Raw genomic sequence first — 20,431 nt, forward strand, 5'->3', positions numbered from 1 at the left:
TCACGGGTTTGGTGAGTTGTCAGTAAGCGGGAAAACTAGGACCATGCGTGTTTACCCCACATTCTTCAAGTTGGCCTTCTCCTGGATGGATGCCGAGAAGGCCCACAAGATCGGCTTCCAAGGAATCCGGGCGGCCCACCGTTCCGGTGCCGGCCGGATTCTGTCCAGGATTACAGCTCCTGATGCTTCCCTTCGGACGGAGGCGCTGGGGCTGACCTTTCCGTCACCGTTCGGCCTGGCAGCAGGCTTCGACAAGGAGGGGCACGGCATCGAAGCCTTGTCCGAGCTCGGTTTCGGGCATGTGGAGGTGGGGACCATCACCGGCCAGGCGCAGCCCGGCAATGAAAAGCCCCGCCTGTTCCGTTTGATTGAGGACAAAGCGGTCATCAACCGCATGGGATTCAACAACGACGGCGCCGCAGCAGTTGCGCCGCGGCTCAGCTCAGCACGGGCTGCTTTGCAGCGGCAGCACCCTGACGTCCGGCCGGTTATTGGGGTGAACATCGGCAAGACCAAGCTGGTTGAACTCGACGACGCTACCGAGGACTACTTGGTGAGTGCACGTAGCCTGGCGCCGGCAGCGGACTACCTGGTGGTCAACGTTAGTTCTCCGAATACGCCCGGGCTGCGGTTGCTGCAGAATGTGGAGACGCTGCGCCCCCTGCTGCAGGCCGTTGGCGACGCTGCGGACGAAGCCGCCGGTCGGCATGTACCCCTGCTGGTCAAGATCGCGCCGGATCTGTCCGATGACGACATCGACGACGTCGCACGCCTTGCGCTGGACCTGAAGCTGGATGGGATTATTGCCACCAACACCACGATTTCCCGTGATGGGCTCGTTTCCGAAGCGGCGAAGGTGGAGTCCCTGGGTGCGGGCGGCCTGTCGGGAGCACCCCTGAAGCAGCGCTCCCTGGAAGTTTTGCGAAGGCTCAAGGACGCCGTGGGGGACCAGCTCGTGCTCATTGCGGTGGGTGGTGTGGAGACGTCGCAGGATGTTCAGGACCGCTTGGACGCTGGAGCAACTCTGGTGCAGGGCTACACAGCCTTCCTTTATGAAGGACCGTTTTGGGCTTCGCGCATCAACAAGGGCCTCGTGAAACTTCGTCAGCGGGCAGCTCGCTGATACGGGCGACAAGAAGACCCCGGACCAGTGGTCCGGGGTCTTCTCGATTTAAAAGGTTGTGGCGCCAAGCATCAGTGCCTGGGTTTCCCGCGCCTAGGCGGGATACTGGCCGCGCTTTACCTGAGGTTTGGGAAGGCGGAGTTTCCGGAACTGGAGGGCACGCATGCAGCCGTACCAGATAGAGCCCCGTTCCACTTCGCCGAACTTCTCCGTCAGACGCTTGCGAAGCTTGCGCGACAGGATGAAGACGTCCACAAAGACAGCAAGGAACATGATCCAGAATCCAATAAGGACGTAGCTGATGCCGGCGCTGGTGGGCGGAATGATCAGGGAGATAACGACGAACAGCAGTGCTCCGAACATGAGGTACTCGCCCAAGCTGAAGCGTGCGTCTACGTAGTCACGCGTGTAACGCTTTTGAGGCCCCTTGTCGCGAAGGGGGAGGAACCTCTCGTCACCTGTATCGAGGGCCTGCCGCATCTTCTGCCGCTGGTCCTGTATGGCTACCCTTTCCGCTGCCTTGGAGGCCTTACGGTCGTTGGGAACCAAGGGGCGCTTGCGGGCCGCTTCCTGGTCCTTCCGCTTGGGCGTTGGGGCGCCTTTTCCCGCACCGGACTCCGGTGCGGTGGCGTAGGCCTGATCTACTACTGATTGAGCGCTGGGCTCTTCCTTTTTGCGTCCGAACACCCATACAGAATACCCCTCAAGAAGGTGGCGCACGTTACGTGTCCGGTTGCTGGAGTCCTTTGCCCCGCCTGAAGCCCCATGGTTTGGGCTGCGCCTGCTACGGAGGCAGAATCCGCGGCGGTAAAGTGTGGCCCATGACTTCAGCACATGCGGAGATCCCGCAGAACAAGCAAGGGCACTCCGGCTCCACTCCGGTCGAGGCATTGACAACGGCGGTCGACGACTCTTTCGAGAACACACTCGCATCACTGGAAGACCTGGTGGGTATTCCGGGGATTGCATGGCCAAGCTTCGATCCGAAGGAACTGGATCGAAGCGCCGACGCTGTGGCTGCCTTGGTTGAGGAAGCCGGCATGAAGGACGTCCGCATCCTTCGCTGTAACAAGGCCGACGGTACGCCAGGTGGTCCTGCCGTGGTCGCGCGTCGACCTGCCGCCGAGGGCAAGCCGACCATCTTGCTCTACGCGCACCATGACGTCCAGCCACCCGGGGACCGGAGCCTCTGGAAGTCCGAACCGTTCGTCGCCCAACAGCGTGATGGCCGGTTGTACGGCCGCGGTGCTGCCGACGACAAAGCAGGGATCATGGCGCACCTTGCCGCATACAGTGCCGTCACTAAGGTCCTGGGGGAGGATTTCGGGCTCGGCGTGACCTTCTTCTTCGAAGGTGAGGAAGAAGCGGGGTCGCCCACTTTCCGGACATTCCTTGAGGAGCACCAGGAACTTCTCCGGGCAGATGTGATTGTTGTTGCCGACTCCAGTAACTGGAAAGTGGGCGTTCCCGCCCTGACCACCAGCCTTCGGGGCTTGGTGGACGGCACCTTCGAGGTGCGCGTCCTGGAGCATGCCGTCCATTCGGGCATGTTTGGCGGCCCCGTGCTCGATGCTCCTACTCTCTTGTCCCGTCTCATCGCCACACTTCACGACGAGGACGGGAACGTGGCGGTAGCCGGCCTTGTGGGCCGGGACGAGGTGGACGTTGACCTCACCGAAGCGGACTACCGCGCCGATGCTTCAGTGCTCGACGGCGTGAGGCTCGCCGGGAGCGGAACCATCGCCTCCCGCCTGTGGACCAAGCCTGCACTGTCCATCATCGGTATGGACGTCCCGGCTGTGGATGTCGCCTCGAACACCCTCATCCCTGCGGCCCGCGCAAAATTCAGCATGCGGCTGGCTCCGGGCCAGGATCCCGAAGCGGCAATGGCGGCCCTGAAGCAGCACGTTGAATCCAATGCTCCCTTTGGCGCAAAAGTGACGTTCACGCCGGGGGAGAGGGGCAATGCCTTTTCCACCGATACGACTTCCGCTGCGGCGCGGGTGGCACTGTGGGCGTTGGGTGAGTCCTGGGGCGTCAAACCCGTGGAAATGGGCATCGGTGGCTCCATTCCGTTCATCGCAGACCTTCTGGAGATGTACCCGGATGTCCAGATCCTCGTGACCGGAGTGGAGGATCCCGATTCCCGTGCGCATAGCGCCAACGAATCGTTGCACATCGGAGACTTCCGGCACGCGGTGTTGGCGGAAGCCCTGATGCTGGCCCGCCTCAACGCTCAGGGCTTGGCGGAGTAAACTTCCACGGCGCGCCGGGAACAACGAAATGCTGTCCGTGGTTACGTCAGGAGTTATAGCTAAGCGTCTGCGCGACGTAGCATTAGCTATAACCCGTACGTAATTGGGTAAGGGCAGGCAGCGTTCCGGCGCCGCCGCCAAGAGCTTCATAAGAAGGTAGGCCAATGAGCACTGCAACCAACGAAAACAGCACCGGAGCACAGCTCGTCACCAACGACGACGAACTGGCCACGCACGAGGTCAATCTGACCGACGTCGCCGCAGGCAAGGTCCGCAGCCTCCTCGAGCAGGAAGGGCGCACAGACCTTCGGCTGCGCGTTGCAGTCCAGCCTGGAGGATGCTCGGGCCTGATCTACCAGCTTTACTTCGATGAGCGACTGCTGGACGGAGACGCTGTGCGCGACTACGACGGCGTTGAGGTCGTAGTGGACAAGATGAGCGTTCCTTACCTCAGCGGCGCAAGCATTGACTTCGAAGACACCATTTCGAAGCAAGGCTTCACCATCGACAACCCGAACGCCGGCGGGTCTTGCGCCTGCGGCGATTCATTCCACTGATGTGAGCCATCGCCGCATGTCGGCGCCTCTTCGCGCGGTTTGAAACCGTTCGGAGCCACGGCGCCGACATGTGCGCGAAAACCGCGTGATAGCGGTAAGCTCTACATCGGGTAGTAAAACTTTTAGTGTGCCCGGTGAGCCTTCGGCCTGCCGGGAGACAGCAACAAGAGGAAGGGCCGTCTGTGAGTTCGCAGAACCGAACCGGCAGCCGACGCATAAAGATCACATCGATCACTGGCTTGGCACTAGCCGGCGCGTTGGTTTTGACCGGATGTTCACCAGAGGTAGAGAAGGGTTGGCTGCCTACAGAGCGCGGCACGACCAACCACACTGACCGGATCATGGACCTCTGGGTCAACTCATGGATCGCCGCCTTGGCAGTCGGTATTATCACGTGGGGCCTTCTGGTCTGGTGCATTATTGCTTACCGTCGCCGCAAGGGCACCACGGGTTTCCCCAAGCAGCTCAGCTATAACCTGCCGCTCGAGGTCTTTTACTTGACCATCCCGCTGTTCATGGTGCTGGTGTTCTTCTACTTCACCGACCAGGATCAGCGTGCGATTGATGACCGCTCGCAGCCTGCCGACGTCGTTGTTGACGTCCGCGGCAAGCAGTGGGCCTGGGACTTCAACTACAAAAAGGGTGAGGTCATCAATGAAGACCTCCACGAGGCCGGCGTTCAAGCCCACCTGACCGGTGCCGAGGTCAACAAGGAACTGCTCCCCACCCTGTACTTGCCGGTTGGCAAGTCGGTGGACCTGGAGCTGAACTCCCGCGATGTCATCCACTCCTTCTGGGTTCCCGCCTTCCTGCAGAAGCGCGACATGATTCCCGGCAAGACGAACTACATCAGGTTCACCCCCACCAAGGAGGGCACTTTCGATGGCAAGTGCGCCGAACTCTGCGGTGAATACCACTCCGAAATGCTCTTCCGCGTCAAGGTTGTCTCCGAGACTGAATTCCAGGCTCACATGGAGAAGCTGCGCCAGGATGGCAACACGGGCCTGCTCGGTGCGGAATATGACCGCAACCCGAACCTGAACGAAACCAAGTAAGGGGAGCGACGTGGCTACGTACACTCAATCCGCACCGGGGGTCCTAGAAGCTCCCGTAGTTCCTAAATCCAAGGGACGCATCGTCGTCAACTGGATCACCTCCACGGACCACAAGACCATCGGGTACATGTACCTGATTGCGTCGTTCGTGTTCTTCTGCCTCGGCGGCGTCATGGCGCTGTTGATCCGTGCTGAACTGTTCGAGCCCGGTATGCAGATCCTGCAAACCAAAGAGCAGTACAACCAGATGTTCACGATGCACGGCACCGTGATGCTCCTGATGTTCGCTACACCGCTGTTTGCCGGCTTCGCCAACGTGATTATGCCGCTTCAGATTGGTGCCCCCGACGTTGCCTTCCCGCGTCTGAACGCCCTGGCTTTCTGGTTCTTCCTCTTTGGTTCGACCATTGCCGTGTCCGGGTTCATCACCCCCCAAGGTGCAGCATCGTTCGGCTGGTTTGCTTACGCGCCACTGTCCAACACGACGTTCAGTCCCGGCGTCGGTGGTGACCTGTGGGTCTTCGGCCTGGCTCTGTCCGGCTTCGGCACCATCCTTGGTGCCGTCAACTTCATCACCACCATCATCTGCATGCGTGCACCCGGCATGACCATGTGGCGCATGCCCATCTTCACCTGGAACACACTTGTTACGGCGATCCTGGTCCTGATGGCGTTCCCGCCGCTGGCTGCAGCCCTGTTCGCACTTGGTGCGGATCGACGGTTTGGTGCCCACATCTTTGACCCTGAAAACGGCGGTGCAGTCCTCTGGCAGCACCTGTTCTGGTTCTTCGGCCACCCCGAGGTGTACATCATCGCGCTGCCGTTCTTCGGCATCGTGTCTGAAATCTTCCCGGTCTTCAGCCGCAAGCCGATCTTTGGCTACAAGGGTCTGGTCTATGCCACGATCGCTATCGCCGCACTGTCCGTCACCGTGTGGGCCCACCACATGTACGTGACCGGATCCGTGCTGCTGCCGTTCTTCGCCTTCATGACCATGCTCATCGCAGTTCCAACAGGCGTGAAGTTCTTCAACTGGATCGGAACCCTGTGGCAGGGCTCCATTACGTTTGAAACGCCCATGCTCTGGAGCATCGGCTTCCTGGTGACCTTCCTCTTCGGTGGTCTCACCGGCATCATCCTGGCCTCACCACCACTGGACTTCCACGTATCTGACTCGTACTTCGTTGTGGCGCACTTCCACTATGTGGTGTTCGGTACCGTCGTGTTTGCCATGTTTGCAGGGTTCTACTTCTGGTGGCCCAAGTGGACAGGCAAGATGCTCAACGAGCGCCTCGGCAAGATTCACTTCTGGTTGCTGTTCCTGGGCTTCCACGGTACGTTCCTCATCCAGCACTGGTTGGGTGTAGAGGGTATGCCACGTCGTTACGCCGACTACATGCCGCAGGATAACTTCACGTGGATGAACCAGTTCTCCACTATTTCTTCCTTCGTCCTGGGTGCTTCCCTCCTGCCGTTCTTCTGGAACGTCTACATCACCTGGCGCAGCAACAAGAAGGTAGAAGTGGATGATCCGTGGGGCTTTGGTGCCTCACTGGAGTGGGCAACGTCCTGCCCGCCTCCGCGCCACAACTTCACTTCCTTGCCCCGTATCCGCTCCGAGCGCCCGGCCCTGGACCTTCACCACCCGGAGTTGGCCCAGATTCACACCGCCGAGGCCCCGTCACCCGCAGCAGCTGTTTTGGGTAACGCCGACCAAAGGGACGTCAGCAAATGAAAATTGAATCGTGGCTCTTCGGAGCCGGAGTCTTCTTCTTCGTCCCTGTAGCCATCGCCTATGGCTTCCTGACGGAATGGAATGAGTGGGTCGGTGTCCTGGGCATCCTCCTCGTTGGTGGACTTGCCGGCATGATCGGTGCCTACCTCGGATTCACGGGTAAGCGAATTGGCCTGCGACCCGAGGACCGTCCCGACGCAGAGATCCACGAAGGAGCTGGCGAGCAGGGGCACTTCAGCCCTTGGAGCTGGTGGCCGTTGGTTCTTGGCTTGGCTTGCGCCGGCGGTTTCCTGGGCCTCGCCATTGGCTTCTGGGTGACCTACGTGGCCGGCGGCCTTGCCTTGATTGCCTTGGTTGGCTGGGTCTTCGAGTACAGCCGTGGCGATCACGCTCACTAACAAATTGATATAACGACGATGGGCCCCACCGGAAGGTGGGGCCCATCGTCGTTAAGTCCTCGTTGTGTGGGAAGACGTTCGCATCACAGGCGGGCTTTCAGTGAAGCTGGGACTGCTTTCAGCGGGCTTGTGTGCCCTCCAGGACGGCGGAAAGAGCCATCAGGGCATTCTCGGCTTCCGGGAGTGTCTGACCGTCGCTGAGTGCGTCTGGAGCTACCGCAAGCAGGACTTCGCACCCATGTCCAAAATCTTCGGTCATAACTTCCAGAAGGGAACGGGCATCCACGGGTAGGCCGTCGGGCTTGCGGATCGTCACCGGCAGTCCAGTTTCCGTGACAGCACGAACAAATACTGCGGCCGCCCGTGCGTGCAGCCCGATTTCAGCGGCAACGAAGGCTTTCTGCTCCGGCAACCCAGCTCCTTTGATACGACGGAACCTCCGTCTGAAAAATGATCCATACCAGCGTAGCCGCCGCAGCGGGACCCATTCCACATTGCGCGTCAGTGGTCTAGACCTCCGGCCGCGCTGACTTATCCTTGAACCATGACTCAATTGCTGGAAGTCTGCCGTGGCTGAGGCAGCAAGCATCGCCGGTGAGATCGACCGTGCCAGCGGCACTCCCATTTACGTTCAGCTCCGTGAGATTCTGCGTACGTTCATTGCCCAGTCCTGCCCACCAGGTTCTGCGCTCCCTTCGGAGCGGGATCTCTCGGAACGCTTCGGACTGGCCAGAATGACAGTTCGTCAGGCCATTGATGCTCTGGTTGGCGAAGAAGTCATAGAGCGAGTAGTGGGTCTTGGAACCTTTGTCAGGAAGCCAAAGCTGGATTTGCAGGTGAAGTTGACCTCCTACAGCGAGGAAATGCAGCGTCGTGGCATGGTGCCTGCTGCGAAGGTTCTCAGCTTCGAGCAAATCGCGGCAAGTGCTTTCCTCGCGCGGGAGCTGCAGTTGGACGAGGGCACGCCCTTGGTGCGCTTCAGGCGTCTGTTGCTGGCCGACAACGAACCCATGAGCGTAGATGAGAACTTCATTCCGGCCCATCGTGTCCCGGGACTGCTTGATGAGGCGCCCCCAACATCGCTGTACAACGTTCTGAGCGAACGTTTCGGCCTGGTGATGGAGTGGGGTGAGGACATGATTGAGGCCACTGCGGCGTCGCCGTCAACTGCGCGGCTTCTCAACGTTGATGTAGGCGCCCCCCTACTCAAGATTCAACGGCACGCCTTCGTGGCCCGCGCAATGGTTGACTACTCTGTCTCGTACTACCGTGCGGACCGCTACAAACTTTGGGTTCCCTTGCAGCGCCCCGGAATTCGTCCCACCCGCAATTACTCGTCGGGGTATCGCACTCAATAGACCGCGAGCCGCCCGGCGCGTACTAGGTGGAAAAGGAACAGACATAAAGGAAGGACCCGGTCCATGTGGACCGGGTCCTTCCTTTATGTCGACTGCTAAGCGCTAGTGGCTCAGGCTTTTCTGGTCTTCACCAGCTGCGATGGCCTCGTGGTGGCCATGAGCGTGTGCTGCTTCGAGTTCCGCAGGCGTTGCCGGGGCAACACGGTCCTCGAAGAACCAGCGGGAGAGTGCCGCGCGCTGCTTCTCCTTGCGGGTGACTACGCCATGCTCGTTCGGCTGGGCCGGGAGCGGAGCCGGTGATTCGAACCCGACGAGTTTGTAACGCTTGTACTCATCCAGCGGGGCGTGAACCTCGATGAATTCGCCGTGGGGGAGTCGGACGATGCGGCCTGTCTCGCGACCATGAAGTGCAATTTCGCGGTCCTTGCGCTGGAGGGCCAGTGCAATTCGCTTGGTCACGATGAAGGCGATGACAGGGCCGATGAAGAACAACGTCCGCAGCCAGTAAGTGACATCGTTCAACGACACGTGGAAGTGCGTTGCGATCAAATCGGAGCCGGCAGCTGCCCACATCACGCAGTACCAAGTGAAACCTGCAACACCGATCGCGGTGCGGGTCGGAGCATTGCGCGGACGGTCCAGGACGTGGTGTTCCCGGTTGTCCTTGGTGACCCAGCGCTCGATCCACGGGTACATGAACAACACGGTGAAGATGATGCCGGCCGGCACGAGCGCGGGAAGCAGGACGTTCAGCGTCAGGGTGCGTCCGAAGATGACCCACTCGAAGTGGAAGTCGTTAATGACACCCGGCATAAGGCGCAGGGCGCCGTCGACGAAACCGATGTACCAGTCAGGCTGGGTACCGGCCGAAACCGGGGAGGGATCGTAGGGGCCGTAGTTCCAAATCGGGTTGATCGTGAACGCTGCCGCCATGAGTGCCAGGACGCCGAAGACGATGAAGAAGAATCCACCGGCCTTTGCGGCGTATACCGGGCCGAGGGGGTAACCGACGACGTTTCCGTCATTGCGTCCGGGGCCGGGGTACTGGGTGTGCTTGTGCACGACCACCATGAAGAGGTGGATGACAATCATCAGGAGGATGAGGGCCGGGACCAGGAGGATGTGCAGGACGTACAAACGGCCGATGATGGCCGTACCCGGGAACTCTCCACCGAAGAGGAAGAAGGAGGTGTACGTTCCGATGACCGGAATGGACTTGATCACGCCGTCGATGATGCGCAGGCCGTTGCCGGACAGCAGGTCATCGGGGAGGGAGTAGCCGGTGAAGCCAGCAGCCATTGCCAGGATGAGCAGCACACCGCCCACAACCCAGTTCATTTCGCGGGGCTTGCGGAAAGCGCCCGTGAAGAAGACGCGCAGCATGTGCACACCGAGGGACGCTACGAACAACAGAGCTGCCCAGTGGTGAACCTGGCGCATGAACAGACCGCCACGAACGTCAAACGAAATGTTCAGCGACGAGCTGTAAGCAACTGACATTTCGACGTTGTACAGCGGCGTGTAGGAACCCTGGTAGTGGGTCTCCGCCATGGACGGGTCGAAGAAGAAGGTCAGGAAGGTACCTGACATCAGCAAGATGACGAAGGAGTACAGCGCCACCTCACCAAACATGAACGACCAGTGGTCAGGGAAGACCTTCCGGCCGAACTCGCGCAGGATGCCGGAGCCGCCAACACGCTCGTCCACGAAGTTGGTGAAACTACCAACCTTGGTCTTCGGAACGAAGGGGGCTTCAGCTGTTGATGAGGCGCTCATGCTCGTCACGCTCCCAGTAACTCGGTCCTACAGGTTCTCTGAAGTCGCTGGTTGCGACGAGGTAGCCCTCTGCATCAACTGCGATGGGCAGCTGGGGGAGCGGACGGCTTGCCGGTCCGAAGATGACCTTGCATTCCTGCGTGAGGTCAAAAGTGGACTGGTGGCAGGGGCACAGGAGGTGGTGTGTCTGCTGCTCATAGAGAGCAACCGGGCAACCGACGTGCGTGCAGATCTTGGAATAAGCAACGATGCCGTTGTAGCTCCAGTCTTCGCGGCCCTCTGAGGGGTTCAACGAGTCCGGGTCAAGGCGCATCAGGAGAACGACGGCTTTTGCCTTCTCGTTCAGCTTGCCTTCGTGGAGTTCGTTGAGGCCTTCGGGGATCACGTGGAAGGCGGAACCAATGGTGACGTCCGAAGCCTTGATGGGGGTGCCATCAGGGTCGCGGGTCAGGCGCTTGAGCTTGTCGCCCTCAGGCGCCCACATGGTGTGTGCCAAAGCGTTGTCCGGCCGCGGACCCAGATCGCCGAAGATGGCGAGGGCCGGCAGGGGAGCAAGTGCAACGGCGCCAAGAAGGGTGTTGCGGATCAGCGGGCGACGCTTGATGCCGGTTTCGTCGACGATGTCATCGACGATACGGACTGCAGCCTGGCGATCTTCTTCAGTACGGATAGCGTGGCGCTCTTCCGACACTTCGTGGTCGGGCATCAGGGCCTTGGCCCAGTGCACGATGCCGGTGCCGATGCCCAGCATTGCAAACGCAGTACCGAGTCCCAGAAGGAGGTTCTGGGTGCGGATGGTTGCAATCGAGGTATCGTCGCCCAGGTCGATGGCAAAGTACGCCACCAGGAACACAAGCGTACCGATTACAGAGGTGCCAAACAGAATGGCTACCTGACGCTCGGCGCGCTTTGCGGCTACCGGGTCCGTGTCAGCCAGGCGCAAACGATGCGGAGGCAGTCCAGGATCCTGGAACTTCTCCACCTCATTCTGACCAGCCGTAGCTACGGTGCCCGAGTGGTTCGGACTGCCGTCACTATGGTTGCCCATAATTCGCCTCATCCTTCTCTCGTTGTCTCGGCCGGGGCCGAGTTATTTTCAGTTTCAAACTGCTGACCGTGCAGCAGAAGTTTTATCGTGTCCGGGCTAGGACGTGCGGGACGTCAACCAGATCGTGAATGCGATGATGACACCCAGGCCGGCAACCCAAACAAACAGACCCTCGGATACCGGGCCAAGTGCGCCCAGGTCTGCGCCACCGGGGGACCCGTTGGCTTCGATGGTCTTCAGGAAGGTGATGATGTCGCGCTTGTCCTCAGGCGTGACGTTGGAGTCACTGAAGACGGGCATGTTCTGCGGACCGGTGACCATGGCTTCGTAAATGTGCTCAGCGCTCACGCCTGCCAACGCCGGGGCAAACTTGCCGCGGGTCAGGGCGCCACCGGCAGCAGCGGCATTGTGGCACATGGCGCAGTTGACGCGGAAGAGTTCGCCACCGTTGGCTGCGTCTCCCTTTCCGTCGAGGAGGTTTTGCTCCGGAATAGCCGGACCTGCACCGAGGGATGCAACGTAAGCAGAGAGCTGCTTGGTCTGTTCCGCATTGAACTGGGCGGGCTTCTGCTGGGCCTGCGGTCCGCTCATCTGCATGGGCATACGGCCGGTGCCAACCTGGAAGTCAACTGCAGCAGCACCCACGCCGACCAGCGAGGGGCCGTCCTGGGTTCCGCTTGCACCCATGCCGTGGCAGGTGGCGCAGTTGGCGGCAAAGAGTTTGCCGCCTTCCTCTACGTCACTTGCGCTGAAGCTTGTGGTGCTGGCCTTGGCCTGGTTGACAGTTGTGGCAACGGCGTACAGCCCACCAGTGAGGAGGAGGCCCATCAGCAACAGCGCAATGGCTGCCAGTGGGTGACGTCGCTTCTGCGAGAGTGCCTTCACGTGGTGGTTCCTTTATTCGATCCTGCGTCGGCTCCGAGAGCCGCTTCTTGAAATTCTGCCTCTTGTAGAAAAAGAGTCAAAGCCGGGCTTACTTGAGAACGTAGATGACCAGGAAGAGGCCGATCCACACAACGTCAACGAAGTGCCAGTAGTACGAGGTGACGATCGCCGACGTCGCTTCAAAGTGTCCGAACTTCTTGGCAGCGAACGCGCGGCCAATGATGAACAGGAACGCGATCAGGCCGCCAAGGACGTGCAGGCCGTGGAAGCCCGTGGTCATGTAGAAGGCTGAACCGTAAGCGTTGGACGACAGGGATACATGCTCGGAAACGAGCATGGCGTATTCCATGGTCTGGCCGGCTACGAAGAAGGCACCCATGACGAACGTGAGGGAGAACCATTCGGTCATGCCCCAACGCGTGAACTGCAGGAGCCCACCGGTGCGGCGCGGCTCGAGCCGCTCGGCGGCAAAGACGCCCATCTGGCAAGTAAAGGAACTTGCCACAAGGACGATGGTGTTGACGAGCGCAAACGGGAAGTTGAGCTTGGCCGTCTCCTCGGCCCACATCGTTCCGGATGTGGAGCGCAGGGTGAAGTACATGGCAAAGAGGCCGGCGAAGAACATCAACTCACTGGACAGCCAAACAACGGTTCCAACAGAAACCAGGTTGGGGCGGTTCAGCGTCGGGTGCGCCGGGGTACTGGGGGCATGGGTCGCAGATGTCACAAGGACATTATGTCTGTAAAAGTCCAGACTTCCCAATGCAAACCACCGATTCGGGAGACTTTTTCTACAAAGACGCGAATTCGCGCGGAAAAGTTCCCGGCCTCGTTCACATTGGTCATCGGCGTGGCTGGCTCGATAGCATCAGGGAGTGACTTCTCCGGCATCGGCACCTGCAGCCAGTAATACCTGGCCAGGGCTCATCTCTGCACTGATCAACGGCGACGACCTGGCAGTGGACAACACAGAGTGGGCCATGAACACGATCATGTCCGGAGAAGCGACTCCCGCCCAGATCGCCGGCTTCCTGGTGGCGCTTCGTGCCAAGGGCGAGACGGTAGAAGAATTGGCCGGCTTGGTTGCGGCCATGGTCCAGCATGCCAATCCGATCGACATTTCCGGTGAGAAGCTGGACATCGTAGGTACCGGTGGGGACCGGTTGAACACCGTGAACATCTCCACCATGGCCGCGCTCGTGGCCGCTGGAGCCGGGGCCAAGGTGGTGAAGCACGGCAATCGGGCTGCTTCGTCCACATCAGGTTCGGCTGACGTTCTGGAGGCCTTGGGGGTCCGCTTGGATCTGACAATTGAGCAGGTGGCACGGAACGCCGAAGAGGCAGGCATCACTTTTTGTTTTGCCCAGGTCTTCCACCCCTCGTTCCGGCATACAGCTGTTCCGCGCCGCGAACTGGCTGTACCCACGGCCTTTAATTTCCTGGGGCCGATGACCAATCCTGCGCACGTGCAAGCCTCCGCCGTGGGTGTAGCGAATGCCCGTATGGCGCCGTTGGTGGCAGGAGTTCTGGCCCGCCGAGGCAGCCGGGGCCTGGTGTTCCGTGGTGACGATGGACTGGATGAGTTGACCCCCACAGGACCCTCTACCGTCTGGGAGATCAGGAACGGAGCAGTCAGGGAACAGGTGTTTTCGCCTGAAGATCTAGGGATCCGCCCCTCGACAGTTGCGGACCTTCGCGGTGGGGATGCTGCTGCCAATGCGGCGGTGGTGCGCGAAATCCTGGATGGTAAGACGAGTCCGGTACGTGACGCCGTTCTGCTGAATGCCGCGGCTGGATTGGTGTCAATCGACCTCGACGCCGAGGGGAGCCTTGAGGAGCGGATGCGCACCGCTTTTGCAAGGGCAGCAGAGTCCGTTGACTCCGGCAAAGCCGCCGAGGTACTCGCTAAGTGGATAGCCCTCAGCCAAAGCTGACGAACAGCGGCCCCGCGGTTATTCGGAGTTGCTATTCGAATCCGAGTGCGAAAGCTGCGTCAAGGTCGTGCTGCGAATAGGCCCGAAAAGCGATGTGGGTAGTGGTGTGGACCACTGAAGCGACCTTGGACAGGCGATCGGCGATCACGTCGGCGAGTTCGTCGTGTTTAGTCACCCTGGCCACCGCAATGAGGTCCCATTCGCCGGTGACGGAGTAGACCTCGCTGATGCCCTGGATGGCTGAGATCTGTTCGGCGGTCTCCGGTATGCGTGAGGCATCGGTCTTGATCAGGACGAAAGCGGTGATCACGTGGGGCCTTTCCGGAAATGCATCGTTGCGGACGATTTCCAGCCTAGTGCATTCTCGCTGGGCGAGGCTTGATCACACCCGGCGTTGCCGCTTACGCGACACTCGCAGTAGCAGCGTCGCAAGGACCCGGTATCCGAGAAGGAATACGCCGAGGCTGATGAGCGCCACGAGGACAAAAGGCAGTACGACGGTTTGGCCAGTGAACGCCCTCAACAACATTCCCACCAGCACCGCCCCGATCCAGATGCACACCCCGGATGGCCATGCAGCCAAGGGTGCCCGCCACGCGCGTGTGAGCCCCCACGCAATTGCTGCTCCGGCCAGGAACGGCCAGGCTGTGGCGAAGGCTCCCGAAATGATGTCTCCGCGGGCGTGGGCGTCGCGGCCGATGGCGGCGAAGACAAGAATCAGTAGAACGTCGGCAATAGCTGCGGGGATCCACAGTCGAGATGGTGAAGACATACTGCCGACACTATCCGGGCCTTCCTTCCTGCGCGAAGCCGGCTCCTACTCCACAGCCCTTGCGTATGGTCCGATGGGCCGTCACCATGAGGGCAGGCGCCCACGTGACAGCCCAAATTTGGAGGATGCCGTGCGATTTGTTCAGGTGGCCCAGCATGCCGAAGATCTTCGACGGGCAGCAGCCTTCTATGCAGCGCTGTTGGACGCTGAGCCGAGTGCCATCATTGATCCGCCCGGCCTCCTGTTCTTTGATGTTGGCGGGGTTCGCCTCCTGTTGGAGAAAGGTGCGCCGTCAGCGCTCGTTTACTTCGAGGTGGCAGACCTTGAAGGAACCGTGGCAGATCTTCGGCGCAGGGGAGTGCGCATCATCACGGAGCCCCACGTGATCTATATGCATGAAGACAACACCTTAGGACCAGCCGGCTCGGAAGAGTGGATGGCCTTCATCGAGGACAGTGAGGCCAACACTGTGGGTTTGGTGAGTCGGATACGCACATCGGGGGACTGACAAGCAGCTGAGCGCCACATCACCCCGGCGCGTGGTGCCGGGTAAGCGATGGGTCGTTTCGCCGTCGGGCGTTGTGTGGGCGATCTCACGGTACTAGCCTCTGACGGGGAACAAGCAGTTCCCGGCGTACCTGGAGGAGCAGCAGATGCAGAAGATATCCACCTGTTTATGGTTCGACGGGCAAGCGGCCGAAGCCGCCGAGTTCTACACATCGACTTTCGATCATTCATCCGTGGGACAAACCATGCAGGGACCCGATGGAAAGGCACTCACGGTTGAGTTCGAGATCGAGGGCAGGCAGTTCATGGGCCTCAACGGGGGATCGGCATTCTCCTTCAACGAGGCTGTCTCGCTGGTGGTCAATTGCGATTCTCAAGAGGAGGTGGACAGGTACTGGGATGCCCTGCTTATCGGCGGCCAAGAGAGTCAATGCGGATGGTTGAAGGACAGGTTCGGCCTCTCGTGGCAGATCGTTCCCACGGCCATGAACGGACTCTTGGCAGGCCCGGATTCCGAAGGCTCACAACGTGCCTTGGAGGCCATGATGAAGATGCGAAAGCTTGACATCAATGTTCTGCAAAGGGCGTACGACGGCGACTGAAGCCCTGGGGGACAGGCGCCGGTTGGCGCTGTTAGCATTGCCGCACGGTGACGTGTGACCAACACAACAATGAGGAGAACTGACCGATGACAACCCGCCTCAACCCGTACATTTCATTTCGGGACAACGCACGCGATGCAATCACTTTCTACGAATCTGTCTTTGGCGGCGAACTTAATATCAGCACTTTCGGTGACTACCAGGCCAGCGAAGATGCAGCGGAAGCCAACAAAGTCATGCACGCCATGCTGGAAACTCCAGGCGGATTGACATTGATGGCTGCTGACACGCCAAACGGCATGGAGTACAACCCCGGTGACAACATCTCTGTCTCCCTGAGCGGTGACTCAGCGGATGAAGCGGAGCTCCGTGGGTATTGGGACAAGCTGATCGACGGCGGCACCGTCACGGTGCCGCTGGAGATGGCGCCCTGGGGTGACACCTTCGGAATGTGCGTAGACAAGTTCGGCATCGGCTGGCTGGTCAACATCGCAGGAGAACAGCAGGCCCAATAGCACTGCTCATGGCCGGCCGGAAGTTCGGCGGCCCAGGACAACAACAGGGATGCCTGTCCGGATTTCCGGATGGGCATCCTTTTTTGGTTCCCAACCCGATGGATCACTTGATCAGGGCTGACGTACTTGTCAAAGTTCTTGTTGATACTGTCATAAATCATGTCTACAAGATGAAGAAAGTGAGAGAGGTGTGTCAAGTAAACAGCCGGTTAAGCCTTTGTAACCGTTCTATCCTGCCTTGTCGCGCCAACACCTGCGTGATATCGTTTCGCTTGCTATTGCATATGGGGGTTCCACAAGTTATTTACGTATCGGATTAATCCGATAAACGTAGATTTCCTAATTGATCTCAAGGGAAACAAATGAAAAAGACCATCACAACACTTATGGTTGCAGGAACTGTCATGTTCGCTGGTATTGCACCAGCCGTAGCCAGCACCTACCCGGCACCAGGCAATGAGCAAGGAACCGTCTCGGACGGCACGATTGACCGCGGTGAATCCATCACCTTCTCCGCCAGTGGATACGTCCCCGGCGAAAGCGTCAACATCACTTTTGAGAAGAGAGGCGGTCCGCAGGGGAACGCTCCAGCGAACTTCAGTGTCATCGCGGATGATAATGGTGTTATCTCTACCGGCGTCACCTTCGAAGACGCCGGAAGCTACGTGATCACAGCTATTGGCTCGGAGTCCGGAGTGAGCCGCTCCGCACGGGTCGCTGTGAACAACGGCAATCACGGACGCGGAAACAACGGCAACGGAAAGGGAAGCGGCAACGATGCTTCCGATTTCGTTGCTGTGTCCAGCGTTACGGATGCTGGCGCAGCAGCGGGGGCTGAGAAGGTGACTGCTGATTCCGGTTTGATTGTTTGGGGGTTGGCTGGGGCGGGCGTCCTGGCAGCAGGTGCCGCATCGGTAGTGGTTGCACGCCGGCGCTCCAGTGCTCAGTCCTCAGATTAGACATCTTCAATCAAGGCAGGGTGGGTGTTTCCTTGGGGGAGCACCCACCCTGTTTTGTTAGCAATTTGCTGGTCCGGTTGAATGTTCCCGGCAGTGAGGGACAATTCTATTTATTCGCGGAAAATCTTCGGAATCTTCCGATTTGTAAAAACAATTGTGACTACTAAAGTAACGTCATTGCCCGGGATGTCCAGGTGTTTCATCAGTGATGCGGGTGTCATGTAAAGGGTTGGGCTGCTCTACTTGCAAGCGTCTCAGCATTGCCGCCTGCAGTAGCTCAGCGCTTTAGTGCTGTCAGGGGAGGCGCTGTAGCCGAGCACTTCACTTCTACTTTACATAATGTAGATTATCGGCGTAATTGGAGGGTATCTGGGAAGCGGTTGGTGTGGTCGCTTCCAATGCCTCCGGAGCGACCATACCGATGACGTTATCCCGAGACGTAAGCCGCCAGGTGCTTGCCCGTCAGCGTTGACTTCTGCGTCACGAGCTCAGCCGGCGTTCCGGCGAAAACGATCTTACCGCCGTCGTGTCCGGCGCCCGGCCCAAGGTCAATGATCCAGTCGGCGTGTGCCATGACAGCTTGGTGGTGTTCGATGACAATCACTGATTTTCCGGACTCGACCAGACGATCCAGCATGCCCAGCAGGTTTTGGACATCGGCCAGGTGCAGGCCGGTGGTCGGTTCGTCCAGGATGTAAATGTCTCCCTTTTCGGACATCTGCGTAGCCAGCTTGAGTCGCTGACGCTCACCACCGGACAATGTGGTGAGTGGCTGACCAAGGGTCAGGTAGCCCAGGCCAACATCCGCAAGGCGGTCGAGAACCTTGTGGGCAGCCGGGGTCCGGGCTTCGCCCTCACTGAAGAAGACTTCAGCCTCATCCACAGACATTGCAAGCACCTCTGCAATATTGCGTCCACCCAGACGGTACTCCAGGACAGATGCCTGAAAACGCTTTCCTTCACATTCTTCACAGGGTGACTCAACGGTGGCCATCACGCCGAGATCCGTGTAAATCACACCCGCTCCGTTACACGTTGGGCATGCGCCCTCGGAGTTCGAGCTGAACAGCGCAGGCTTAACCCCGTTGGCCTTGGCAAACGCCTTGCGAATGGGTTCCAGCAGTCCTGTATACGTGGCAGGGTTGCTTCTGCGGGATCCGCGAATGGCACCCTGATCGATCACCAGGACACCGTCACGCTTGGCTACGGAGCCGTGAATCAGCGAGCTCTTGCCTGACCCAGCCACGCCGGTGAGGACACAAAGGACGCCAAGGGGGATGTCGACGTCGACATTCTTGAGGTTGTTTGTTGAGGCGCCCCGGATTTCCAGTTGACCGGCGGAGGAACGCACGCTGTCCTTAATGGACGCCCGATCATCCAGATGCCGTCCGGTGATGGTGTCGCTCCCCCGCAAACCCTCCAGGTCGCCTTCGAAGCACACTGTGCCGCCTCCGGTCCCGGCGCCAGGTCCCAGGTCAACCACGTGGTCAGCGATCGCGATGGTTTCCGGTTTATGTTCCACCACCAGCACTGTGTTGCCCTTATCGCGAAGTTGCAGCAGCAGCTGGTTCATTCGCTCGATGTCGTGGGGGTGCAGGCCAATGGTTGGTTCGTCAAAGACGTACGTAATGTCCGTGAGGGACGACCCCAGGTGCCGGATCATCTTTGTCCGCTGGGCCTCTCCCCCGGACAACGTTCCCGCGGGCCGGTCAAGGGATAGGTAACCCAATCCGATTCCGGCGAAAGAATCGAGGAGGTGCTGGAGGCCCTTGAGCAAAGGAGCTACGGAAGGTTCATCAAGCTCGCGAACCCAGTCCGCGAGGTCGCTGATTTGCATGGTGCACACGTCAGCAATGCTCTTGCCCTTGATTTTGGAGGACCTTGCCTCGGGGCTCAGCCTGGTGCCTTCGCATTCCGGGCAGGTGGTGAAGGTTATGGCCCGCTCCACGAAGGCGCGAATGTGCGGCTGCAAAGCGTCTACGTCCTTGCTAAGCATTGACTTCTGGATCTTGGGGATCACGCCTTCGTAAGTGAGATTTATCCCCTCCACCTTGATTTTGGTTGGCTCACGGTAGAGGAGGTCGTGGAGTTCCTTCTTGGTGAACTTTGCGATGGGCTTGTCCATGTTGAAGAATCCTGAGCCGCTGAAGATGCGTCCATACCAGCCATCCATGGTGTAGCCGGGGATGGTGAGGGCGCCTTCGCTCAGGGATTTGGTGTCGTCGTAGAGAGCGGTCAGATCAAAGTCGTTGACCGAGCCCATGCCCTCACAGCGTGAACACATGCCGCCCAAGCGATTGAACGTGGCCTTCTCGGTCTTGGTTTTGCCTTCGCCGCGTTCCACTGTGATGGCCCCGCTGGCCTTCACCGTAGGCACATTGAATGAGTAGGCGTTGGGCGAACCAATGTGGGGCTGGCCAAGGCGGCTGAACAAAATCCGCAGCATGGCATTGGCGTCTGTGGCGGTACCCACGGTCGAGCGCGGGTTGGAGCCCATTCGCTCCTGGTCCACGATGATCGCCGTCGTCAATCCTTCAAGTACGTCAACGTCGGGCCGGGCCAGAGATGGCATGAAGCCCTGCACAAAGGCACTGTAGGTTTCGTTGATCATGCGCTGCGACTCTGCGGCGATGGTCGCGAAGACCAGTGAACTCTTCCCGGAGCCGGAGACGCCTGTGAAGACCGTGAGCCGGCGCTTCGGGATTTCAATGCTGATGTCTTTCAGGTTGTTTTCACGTGCACCCTGGACGCGGATCAAATCGTGGGTGTCCGCGACGTGGGACCCGGGAGATTGCGTGTCCGTGCTCGTGGCAATAGTCATGATTTCTCCATCTGTTAGGCGGCGCTGCCCAACAGTCCCCCGTCGGCGTCGCCTGGCTCTCACTGACCGGCAACGGTCAGTACGTTTGATTCTGCCATTGTCTTCCTCGGTTTACTCGCTAAGAATGAAGC

Annotated in this window: 21 protein-coding genes; 12 read left to right on the forward strand and 9 right to left on the reverse strand. The window is 59.5% G+C overall.

The features are described from left to right. Window positions 1-43: 43 nt before the first annotated feature. Window positions 44-1,123, forward strand: a complete 1,080-nt coding sequence (locus tag M1D89_RS12465) for a quinone-dependent dihydroorotate dehydrogenase (RefSeq protein ID WP_498650816.1) — start codon at window positions 44-46, stop codon at window positions 1,121-1,123. Between the two features lie 93 nt (window positions 1,124-1,216). On the opposite strand, the gene M1D89_RS12470 is transcribed toward M1D89_RS12465, so the two are convergent. Beyond that, on the reverse strand, window positions 1,217-1,810 hold the full coding sequence (locus M1D89_RS12470; RefSeq protein WP_017197596.1) for a DUF3043 domain-containing protein: 594 nt from the start codon (window positions 1,808-1,810) through the stop codon (window positions 1,217-1,219). A 134-nt stretch (window positions 1,811-1,944) separates the two neighbouring features. On the opposite strand from M1D89_RS12470, the gene M1D89_RS12475 reads away from it, so the two are divergent. The 5 genes from M1D89_RS12475 to M1D89_RS12495 all read left to right on the forward strand — a co-directional run bounded on the left by M1D89_RS12475 (window position 1,945) and on the right by M1D89_RS12495 (window position 7,123). Continuing rightward, window positions 1,945-3,378 (forward strand): dipeptidase, encoded by a 1,434-nt coding sequence (locus M1D89_RS12475; RefSeq protein ID WP_498650817.1) that lies wholly within the window; start codon window positions 1,945-1,947, stop codon window positions 3,376-3,378. Between the two features lie 164 nt (window positions 3,379-3,542). Beyond that, entirely contained in the window at window positions 3,543-3,935 is a 393-nt protein-coding gene (locus tag M1D89_RS12480) for a HesB/IscA family protein (protein ID WP_011774901.1), read from the forward strand. Window positions 3,936-4,117: 182 nt separating this feature from the next. Further along, a complete protein-coding gene (gene ctaC / locus M1D89_RS12485) occupies window positions 4,118-4,990 on the forward strand; it encodes an aa3-type cytochrome oxidase subunit II (RefSeq protein WP_091467712.1) in 873 nt (290 codons plus the stop codon). Window positions 4,991-5,000: 10 nt separating this feature from the next. Beyond that, entirely contained in the window at window positions 5,001-6,725 is a 1,725-nt protein-coding gene (ctaD, locus tag M1D89_RS12490) for an aa3-type cytochrome oxidase subunit I (RefSeq protein ID WP_309075985.1), read from the forward strand. Further along, complete coding sequence (locus M1D89_RS12495) at window positions 6,722-7,123, forward strand: cytochrome c oxidase subunit 4 (RefSeq protein ID WP_017197598.1); 402 nt, start codon at window positions 6,722-6,724, stop codon at window positions 7,121-7,123. The genes ctaD and M1D89_RS12495 overlap by 4 nt, the downstream gene beginning before the upstream one ends. A gap of 118 nt (window positions 7,124-7,241) precedes the next feature. Here M1D89_RS12495 and M1D89_RS12500 read toward each other — a convergent pair whose 3' ends face one another. Beyond that, window positions 7,242-7,535, reverse strand: a complete 294-nt coding sequence (locus tag M1D89_RS12500; RefSeq protein WP_498650818.1) for an HPr family phosphocarrier protein — start codon at window positions 7,533-7,535, stop codon at window positions 7,242-7,244. A gap of 157 nt (window positions 7,536-7,692) precedes the next feature. On the opposite strand from M1D89_RS12500, the gene M1D89_RS12505 reads away from it, so the two are divergent. Further along, window positions 7,693-8,481, forward strand: a complete 789-nt coding sequence (locus M1D89_RS12505; protein WP_498650819.1) for a GntR family transcriptional regulator — start codon at window positions 7,693-7,695, stop codon at window positions 8,479-8,481. A 102-nt stretch (window positions 8,482-8,583) separates the two neighbouring features. On the opposite strand, the gene qcrB is transcribed toward M1D89_RS12505, so the two are convergent. The 4 genes from qcrB to ctaE form a co-directional block, all read right to left on the reverse strand. Then, window positions 8,584-10,257, reverse strand: coding sequence for a cytochrome bc1 complex cytochrome b subunit (gene qcrB / locus M1D89_RS12510; protein ID WP_498650820.1), 1,674 nt, complete (start codon window positions 10,255-10,257; stop codon window positions 8,584-8,586). Beyond that, window positions 10,235-11,305 carry a cytochrome bc1 complex Rieske iron-sulfur subunit gene (qcrA, locus tag M1D89_RS12515; RefSeq protein ID WP_026005323.1) on the reverse strand — a complete coding sequence of 357 codons (1,071 nt, stop codon included), beginning with the start codon at window positions 11,303-11,305 and terminating at the stop codon, window positions 10,235-10,237. Before qcrA ends, qcrB begins: the two co-directional genes overlap by 23 nt. A gap of 96 nt (window positions 11,306-11,401) precedes the next feature. After that, window positions 11,402-12,190, reverse strand: a complete 789-nt coding sequence (qcrC, locus tag M1D89_RS12520; protein ID WP_091467705.1) for a cytochrome bc1 complex diheme cytochrome c subunit — start codon at window positions 12,188-12,190, stop codon at window positions 11,402-11,404. An 88-nt stretch (window positions 12,191-12,278) separates the two neighbouring features. Then, a complete protein-coding gene (ctaE, locus tag M1D89_RS12525; protein WP_309075978.1) occupies window positions 12,279-12,917 on the reverse strand; it encodes an aa3-type cytochrome oxidase subunit III in 639 nt (212 codons plus the stop codon). A gap of 148 nt (window positions 12,918-13,065) precedes the next feature. Here ctaE and trpD point away from each other — a divergent pair, with 148 nt between their 5' ends. Continuing rightward, on the forward strand, window positions 13,066-14,124 hold the full coding sequence (gene trpD / locus M1D89_RS12530; protein WP_498650821.1) for an anthranilate phosphoribosyltransferase: 1,059 nt from the start codon (window positions 13,066-13,068) through the stop codon (window positions 14,122-14,124). A gap of 31 nt (window positions 14,125-14,155) precedes the next feature. Here the strand turns inward: trpD and M1D89_RS12535 are convergent, their stop codons facing one another. Both M1D89_RS12535 and M1D89_RS12540 read right to left on the reverse strand, forming a co-directional pair. Beyond that, window positions 14,156-14,434 (reverse strand): Lrp/AsnC family transcriptional regulator, encoded by a 279-nt coding sequence (locus M1D89_RS12535; protein ID WP_017197606.1) that lies wholly within the window; start codon window positions 14,432-14,434, stop codon window positions 14,156-14,158. 72 nt (window positions 14,435-14,506) lie between these two features. Then, window positions 14,507-14,896, reverse strand: coding sequence for a DUF3054 domain-containing protein (locus tag M1D89_RS12540; RefSeq protein WP_498650822.1), 390 nt, complete (start codon window positions 14,894-14,896; stop codon window positions 14,507-14,509). Window positions 14,897-15,026: 130 nt separating this feature from the next. Between M1D89_RS12540 and M1D89_RS12545 the strand changes: the two genes are divergently transcribed. The 4 genes from M1D89_RS12545 to M1D89_RS12560 all read left to right on the forward strand — a co-directional run bounded on the left by M1D89_RS12545 (window position 15,027) and on the right by M1D89_RS12560 (window position 17,479). Continuing rightward, the gene (locus tag M1D89_RS12545; RefSeq protein ID WP_498650823.1) at window positions 15,027-15,404 is read left to right on the forward strand and encodes a VOC family protein; all 378 of its coding nucleotides are present in this window, start codon (window positions 15,027-15,029) and stop codon (window positions 15,402-15,404) included. Between the two features lie 145 nt (window positions 15,405-15,549). Beyond that, window positions 15,550-16,005, forward strand: a complete 456-nt coding sequence (locus tag M1D89_RS12550) for a VOC family protein (RefSeq protein ID WP_498650824.1) — start codon at window positions 15,550-15,552, stop codon at window positions 16,003-16,005. 86 nt (window positions 16,006-16,091) lie between these two features. After that, window positions 16,092-16,520, forward strand: coding sequence for a VOC family protein (locus M1D89_RS12555; RefSeq protein ID WP_498650825.1), 429 nt, complete (start codon window positions 16,092-16,094; stop codon window positions 16,518-16,520). 362 nt (window positions 16,521-16,882) lie between these two features. Continuing rightward, on the forward strand, window positions 16,883-17,479 hold the full coding sequence (locus M1D89_RS12560; RefSeq protein WP_498650826.1) for an immunoglobulin domain-containing protein: 597 nt from the start codon (window positions 16,883-16,885) through the stop codon (window positions 17,477-17,479). Window positions 17,480-17,906: 427 nt separating this feature from the next. On the opposite strand, the gene M1D89_RS12565 is transcribed toward M1D89_RS12560, so the two are convergent. Beyond that, window positions 17,907-20,300, reverse strand: a complete 2,394-nt coding sequence (locus tag M1D89_RS12565; RefSeq protein WP_498650827.1) for an ATP-binding cassette domain-containing protein — start codon at window positions 20,298-20,300, stop codon at window positions 17,907-17,909. Window positions 20,301-20,431: the final 131 nt, after the last annotated feature.

It is taken from the genome of Arthrobacter sp. D3-18, assembly GCF_054408525.1.